This is a genomic window from Curtobacterium sp. GD1 (assembly GCF_020882855.1).
In the GTDB taxonomy this organism is placed as follows: domain Bacteria; phylum Actinomycetota; class Actinomycetes; order Actinomycetales; family Microbacteriaceae; genus Curtobacterium.
The window spans coordinates 70,768-77,329 of sequence record NZ_JAFEVQ010000019.1; the positions used below are offsets into that span (position 1 = coordinate 70,768).

A 6,562-nucleotide genomic window follows, 5' to 3' on the forward strand; every position below is an offset into this window, starting at 1 on the left:
GCGACCCGCTCGATGATACCGGCACGCGGGTGTTCCCGGTGTCCCCCGAACGCGGACCGACGCCCTCGTGCCCGAAGCCCGTCAGAAGAGCGTCGGCACGACCGGTGCAGCGCGTGGGACCAGGCGCTGGTCGAACCCCGGGTCGGCGCGCTTGAGCGGCGAGGACGTCGGACGGGACTGCTCCTCGAACGGCGACGGTCCGGAGATCGCTCCCGCCGGCGTCGCGGGCGCTGCCCCCGGCTCGCTCAGCCGGTTCGAGAACCCCATCGAGCCGGTCGCCGGATCGACATGTCCGAGCCCCATGCCGTGCGCGCGCAGGATCGGACGGACCCGCTCGGACAACCAGCGCCGGTAGTCCTTCGGCGCGAAGGTGTTGTCGAGGTACATCGACCGGTACCGCTCGACGAGGTCCGGCCGGGTGCGCTGGAGCCACGCGAACCACCAGGGCTTCACGCCGGGACGCAGGTGGAGTGCGGAGTACATGACGCTCGATGCCCCGGCCGCCGCGGCTCGCCCGACGGCGTCGTCGAGGTGAGCCCGGGTGTCGGTGATGTACGGCAGGACGGGCATGAGGAACACGGAACACGTCAGGCCCGCGTCACGGATGGCCCGGACCGTCGCCAGGCGCGCCGCCGTCGTCGGGGTGCCTGGCTCGACCTGCTGCTGGAGTTCGTCGTCGTAGACCGCGATCGACATCGCCAGGTCGACCGGCACCGACCGCGCGGCCTCGACCAGCAACGGGATGTCGCGGCGCAGCAGGGTGCCCTTCGTCAGGATGCTGAACGGCGTGCCCGAGTCGGCCAGGGCACGGATCACACCGGGCATCAGCCGGTACTTGCCCTCGGCCCGCTGGTACGGGTCGGTGTTCGTGCCGAGCGCGACCGGGTGGCGGTCCCAGCTCGGCTTCGTGAGCTCGCGGTGCAGGACGTCGGCCACGTTGGTCTTCACGACGATCTGCTGGTCGAAGTCCGCTCCCCCGTCGAACTCGAGGTAGGTGTGCGTCGGGCGGGCGAAGCAGTACACGCACGCGTGGCTGCAGCCCCGGTACGGGTTGATCGTCCACCCGTACGTCCCACTGCCGTCCGCGCTCGGGACGCGGTTCAGCGCGCTCTTGGCCAGGACCTCGTGGAAGGTGACACCCGCGAACTCCGGCGTCGTCACGCTCCGGACGAACCCGCTGTTCGACTCGAGCCCGGGGAGCGCATCGCTCCGCGAGGCATCGATCGCCTGCCCACTCCACCGCATGCAGTCATTCGAACACACGTTCGAATGACATGCAAGCGGGGTCGGCTCAGTGGTGGAGTCCGAGCACCTTCGCCGTGCGCTCGAGCGTCGCGTCGGCGAGCTCCGCGTCGGACCCGAGGTCCTGCCCGTAGGTGGGCACCATCACGCGGACCGCGGCTTCCCAGCGGTCCCAGCGGTCCGGGAAGCACTTCCGGAGCAGGCCGAGCATGATCGGCACCGCGGTGGACGCCCCCGGGCTCGCACCGAGCAGGCCGGCGATCGAGCCGTCGGCCGAGGTGATGACCTCGGTGCCGAACTGCAGGACGCCGCCCTTGTCCTTGTCGGGCTTGATGACCTGCACGCGCTGTCCGGCAGTGATGCGGTGCCAGTTGCCCGGCTCGGCGCTCGGCATGAAGTCGCGCAGGGCGTCGAACTTCGTCTGCTTCGAGGCGAGGAGCTGCCCGATCAGGTAGCGCACCAGGTCGAAGTTGGAGAACGCGACGCTCAGCATCGGCCGGAGGTTGTGCGGCCGGATCGACTTCACCAGGTCGAAGAGCGAGCCCTGCTTGAGGAACTTCGGGCTGAAGCCCGCGTACGGCCCGAACATGAGCGAGGCGTTGCCGTCGACGATCCGGGTGTCGAGGTGCGGGACGGACATCGGCGGTGCACCGACGCTGGCCTTGCCGTAGACCTTCGCCGAGTGCTTCTGCACGACCTCGGGGTCGTCGGTGCGGAGGAACTCGCCGGAGACCGGGAACCCGCCGTACCCGCGGATCTCCGGGATGCCGGACTTCTGCAGCAGGTGGAGGGCACCGCCCCCGGCACCGACGAAGACGAACTTCGCCGCGATGCGCTGGGTCGACCGACCGATCTCGTTGCGGACGTCGAGCACCCAGCCTTCGCTGACGGTCGAACGCGTGAGCTTCGTGACCTGGTGCGACGGCTCGAACTCGACACCGTCGATCTCGAGCTGGTCGAAGAGCTGCCGGGTGAGCGACCCGAAGTCCACGTCTGACCCGGCGGCGGAGTAGGTCGCCGCGATCGGCTGGTCCTTCTTCCGACCCGGGATGAGCGCGGGCGCCCACTTCCGGATCTGCTGCGGGTCGTCGGAGAACTCGAGCCCGGCGAAGAGCGGGTGGTCCTGCATCGCCTCGTACCGCTTGCGCATGTACTCGACGTTGTCGGCACCCCACACGAACGAGATGTGCGGCGTGGGGTTGATGAAGTTCGACGGTTCCGGCAGGTCACCGGTCTCGACGAGGTGGGCCCAGAACTGGCGCGAGACCTGGAACTGCTCGTTGACGGTCACGGCCTTGCTGATGTCGACACGGCCGTCCGACAGTTCCGGCGTGTAGTTCAGCTCACAGAGCGCGGAGTGGCCCGTCCCGGCGTTGTTCCACGGGTTCGAGCTCTCCTGCGCGACGGTACCGAGGCGCTCGTAGACGCGGATCTTCCAGGTGGGTTCGAGCCGGTGGATGATGGCGCCGAGGGTGGCGCTCATGATCCCTCCCCCGACCAGGACGACGTCGATGGGGTCCACCTGCTTCACTGCCACCCGACAATGCTAGCGGCGTCGGCTGACAAGCCGGGCCGGGAACGCCAGGAGGCGCGGTGCCAGCCGACACCGCGCCTCCTGGATCGCACAGGGTTACGCAGCGACCGTCCGGCGCGCGACGATCGCCTCGGCGATCTGCACCGCGTTCAGCGCGGCGCCCTTGCGGAGGTTGTCGTTGCTGACGAAGAGCGCGAGGCCGTGTCCCTCGGGTGCGGACTGGTCCGCACGGATCCGGCCGACGAAGGACGGGTCCTGCCCGGCGGCCTGCAGCGGCGTCGGGACGTCGGCGAGCTCGACCCCGGGTGCGTCGGCGAGGATCTCGGTCGCACGCTCGGGCGACAGCGGACGCGCGAACTCGGCGTTGACCGAGATGGAGTGGCCCGTGAAGACGGGCACGCGGACGCAGGTCCCGGCGACGAGCAGGTCGGGCAGCTCGAGGATCTTGCGGCTCTCGTTGCGGAGCTTCTTCTCCTCGTCGGTCTCGCCCAGCCCGTCGTCGACGATGCTGCCCGCGAGCGGGATGACGTCGAACGCGATCGGGCGGACGTACTTGACCGGGTCGGGGAACGTCACGGCGGAGCCGTCGTGCGTGAGGGCCGCGGTGTCCTGCTCGAGCGCTGCCCGCGCCTGGCCGAGCAGTTCCTCGACGCCGGCGAGCCCGGAACCCGAGACCGCCTGGTAGGTGGTGGCGACGAGACGACGGAGGCCGGCCTCGGTGTCGAGCACCTTGAGGACCGGCATGATCGCCATCGTCGTGCAGTTCGGGTTCGCGATGATGCCCTTCGGCGCATCGTCGATGGCGTGCGGGTTCACCTCGCTCACGACGAGCGGGACGTCCGGGTCCATGCGCCAGGCGCTGGAGTTGTCGACGACGAGGGCGCCCGCGGCGGCGAACTTGGGCGCGAGTGCCCGCGAGGCGGTGGCGCCGGCCGAGAACAGCGCGATGTCGATGCCCGACGGGTCGGCGGTCTCGGAGTCCTCGACGACGATCTGCTCGCCGCGGAACGGCAGCGTGGTGCCGGCGGACCGGGCGCTCGCGAAGAACCGGACGTGGTCGGCCGGGAACGCGCGTTCCTCGAGCAGGCGGCGCATCACGGCGCCGACCTGGCCGGTGGCGCCGACGACGGCGACGGTGAGGGTGCTCATGCGGTGCTCCTGACGGGTCAGCGGCCGGTGCCGGCGTAGACGACGGCCTCGGAGTCGGCGTCGAGGCCGAACGCGTTGTGCACCACGCGCATGGCCTCGTTGAGGGTGTCGGCACGGGTGACGACCGAGATGCGGATCTCCGAGGTGGAGATCATCTCGATGTTGATCGACGCCTCGTGCAGGGCGCGGAAGAGCGCCGCCGAGACGCCCGCGTTCGTGCGCATGCCGGCGCCGACCAGGGCGAGCTTGCCGATCTGGTCGTCGTACTGGATGCCCTCGTAGCCGATGTCGGCCTTCGCGACCTCGAGCGCGGTCAGGACGCCCTGGCCCTGGTCCTTCGGCAGCGTGAACGAGATGTCGGTCCGCCCGGTGACGGCCTCGGACACGTTCTGCACGATCATGTCGATGTTCGCACCGGCGCGGGCGACGATCGTGAAGATCTCCGCCGCCTTGCCCGGGGTGTCGGGCACGCCGACGACGGTGATCTTGCCCTCGGAGAGGTCTCCGGCGATGCCGGTGATGATCGGTTCTTCCACGGTTTCCCCCTCTGCAGGGTTGTAGACGATGGTTCCCTCGGCGTTGCTGAAGGAGGAGCGGACGTGCAGGGTGACGCCGTGCCGACGGGCGTACTCGACGGCACGGATGTAGAGGACCTTCGCACCGGATGCTGCGAGTTCGAGCATCTCCTCGCTGGTGATGCGGTCGACCTTCTTGGCCTTCGGCACCACGCGCGGGTCGGCGGTGAAGATGCCGTCCACGTCGGTGTAGATCTCGCAGATGTCGGCGTCGAGCGCCGCGGCGAGGGCGACGGCCGTCGTGTCCGAACCGCCGCGGCCGAGCGTGGTGATCTCGCCGGTCGTGCGGTTGAAGCCCTGGAACCCGGCGACGATCGCGACGTGCCCGGCGTCGAGTGCCTCGCGCACGCGCTTCGGGGTGACGTCGACGATGCGGGCCTTGCCGTGCTGGGCGTCGGTGAGCATGCCGGCCTGGCTGCCCGTGTACGACGACGCCTCGACCCCGAGGCTCTTGATCGCCATCGCCAGGAGCGCCATCGAGATGCGCTCCCCCGCGGTGAGGAGCATGTCGAGTTCACGTCCGGCGGGGATCGGCGTCACGGAGTGCGCGAGGTCGACGAGCTCGTCGGTGGTGTCGCCCATCGCCGAGACGGCCACGACGACGTCGTTGCCGGCCTTCTTCGTCTGGACGATCCGCTTCGCCACGCGCTTGATGCTCTCGGCGTCCGCGACGGACGATCCACCGAACTTCTGCACGATCAAGGCCACTGGTTGGTACTCCCGGGGACGACGGTTCCGCGACTGTCACGCGGTCTCATGATGGTAGTCGGTGTTTCGAGGATGTTGCGTCAGAGCCGGTGCAGACGCAAGGATCCTGCGCGCTGCTCGGCTCCGGCAGGTCAGCCGCCGACGACCCGACGGCCCTCGAACGCGCGGCCGAGCGTGACCTCGTCGGCGTACTCGAGGTCACCGCCGACGGGCAGCCCGGACGCCAGGCGGGTCGTGCGGATGCCCATCGGGACGAGCAGTCGGCTGAGGTACGTCGCCGTGGCCTCGCCCTCGAGGTTGGGGTCGGTGGCGATGATGACCTCGTCCACCGTGCCGTCCGCCAGTCGCGTCATGAGCTGCTGGATGCGCAGGTCGTCCGGGCCGATGCCGTCGATCGGGCTGATCGCGCCGCCGAGCACGTGGTACAGCCCGCGGAACTCGCGCGTCCGTTCGATCGCGGCGACGTCCTTCGCCTCTTCGACGACGCAGATGACCGCCGGCGACCGACGCGGGTCACGGCAGATGCTGCACTGCACGTTCTCGGTGACGTTGCCGCAGATCTCGCAGAAGCGGACCCGCTCCTTGACGTCCGCCAGGAGCTCGGACAGCCGGGTGGGGTCGAACGACTCGGTCTGGAGGATGTGGAACGCGATGCGCTGCGCCGACTTCGGTCCGATGCCGGGGAGGCGACCGAACTCGTCGATGAGGTCCTGCACGATGCCGTCGTACATCAGGCGCCTTCCTCGTGGAGGGAGGTCTCCTCGATGAACTGGGCGTTCAGGATCTCACGGACGACGGCCTCGCCGTAGCGGCCCGCGACGGGGGTCCGGCGGACCTGCGGTGCGGGTGCGGCGGGGCGCTGGGCCGGTGCCGGGCGCTGCTGGCCCGGCGCGGGGGCGGCGGGCTGCTGCGGTGCGGCGGTCTGCTGCGCGTCGGGGTAGGGGTCGCCGTCGCCGTACGGGTCGTCGTCGAGCGGGTAGTCGTCGACGGGGACGTCCGGGCTGCCGCCCGGTGCGGCGGCCGGACCGCCGGACGGTGCGGTGGTCGGACCGGTGGACGGCTCGGCGCCCGGGCCGCGGTCGGCGTCGGTGTCCGGACTGCCGGGAGGCGCGGCCTGCGTCGACGGGGTCGCCTGCGGTGCGGGGGCGCCCAGCGAGGACGCGGGGCGCAGCTGTGCCGCGAGGGCCGCGTCCACCGTCGGGTCGGACGTGGTCGGGACGGGAGCGACGGGCTCACCGGTGTCGGTGGTGCCGAACGGGGCCGACCACGAGCGCTCGGCCCCGGCGGTGGGATCCGCGGCGGGGATCGTGGCGACGGCCCACTCGGTGACCGGGGCGCCGGTGGGCTCCGGGGC

At 70.5% G+C, this 6,562-nt stretch carries 5 protein-coding genes and 1 pseudogene; all 6 read right to left on the minus strand.

Features of this window, described 5'->3' with window-relative positions; all coding sequences use genetic code 11:
- Window positions 1-81 precede the first annotated feature (81 nt).
- Complete coding sequence (locus tag JSX79_RS12035) at window positions 82-1,245, minus strand: Rv2578c family radical SAM protein (protein ID WP_229086467.1); 1,164 nt, start codon at window positions 1,243-1,245, stop codon at window positions 82-84.
- Window positions 1,246-1,291: 46 nt separating this feature from the next.
- Window positions 1,292-2,779 (minus strand): malate:quinone oxidoreductase, encoded by a 1,488-nt coding sequence (locus tag JSX79_RS12040; RefSeq protein ID WP_308061379.1) that lies wholly within the window; start codon window positions 2,777-2,779, stop codon window positions 1,292-1,294.
- A gap of 93 nt (window positions 2,780-2,872) precedes the next feature.
- Entirely contained in the window at window positions 2,873-3,925 is a 1,053-nt protein-coding gene (locus tag JSX79_RS12045; RefSeq protein ID WP_229086468.1) for an aspartate-semialdehyde dehydrogenase, read from the minus strand.
- 17 nt (window positions 3,926-3,942) lie between these two features.
- Window positions 3,943-5,208, minus strand: coding sequence for an aspartate kinase (locus JSX79_RS12050; RefSeq protein WP_070418403.1), 1,266 nt, complete (start codon window positions 5,206-5,208; stop codon window positions 3,943-3,945).
- Between the two features lie 131 nt (window positions 5,209-5,339).
- Complete coding sequence (gene recR, locus JSX79_RS12055; RefSeq protein WP_070418402.1) at window positions 5,340-5,939, minus strand: recombination mediator RecR; 600 nt, start codon at window positions 5,937-5,939, stop codon at window positions 5,340-5,342.
- Window positions 5,939-6,562: pseudogene (locus JSX79_RS12060) on the minus strand (hypothetical protein); the annotation flags it as partial. The gene recR and the pseudogene JSX79_RS12060, both read right to left, overlap by 1 nt.

Coding starts and splice junctions, on each gene's coding strand:
- JSX79_RS12035 (WP_229086467.1), bottom strand. CDS start 1,245: ATGCGGTGGAGTGGGCAGGCGATCGATGCCTCGCGGAGCGATGCGCTC.
- JSX79_RS12045 (WP_229086468.1), bottom strand. CDS start 3,925: ATGAGCACCCTCACCGTCGCCGTCGTCGGCGCCACCGGCCAGGTCGGC.
- recR (WP_070418402.1), bottom strand. CDS start 5,939: ATGTACGACGGCATCGTGCAGGACCTCATCGACGAGTTCGGTCGCCTC.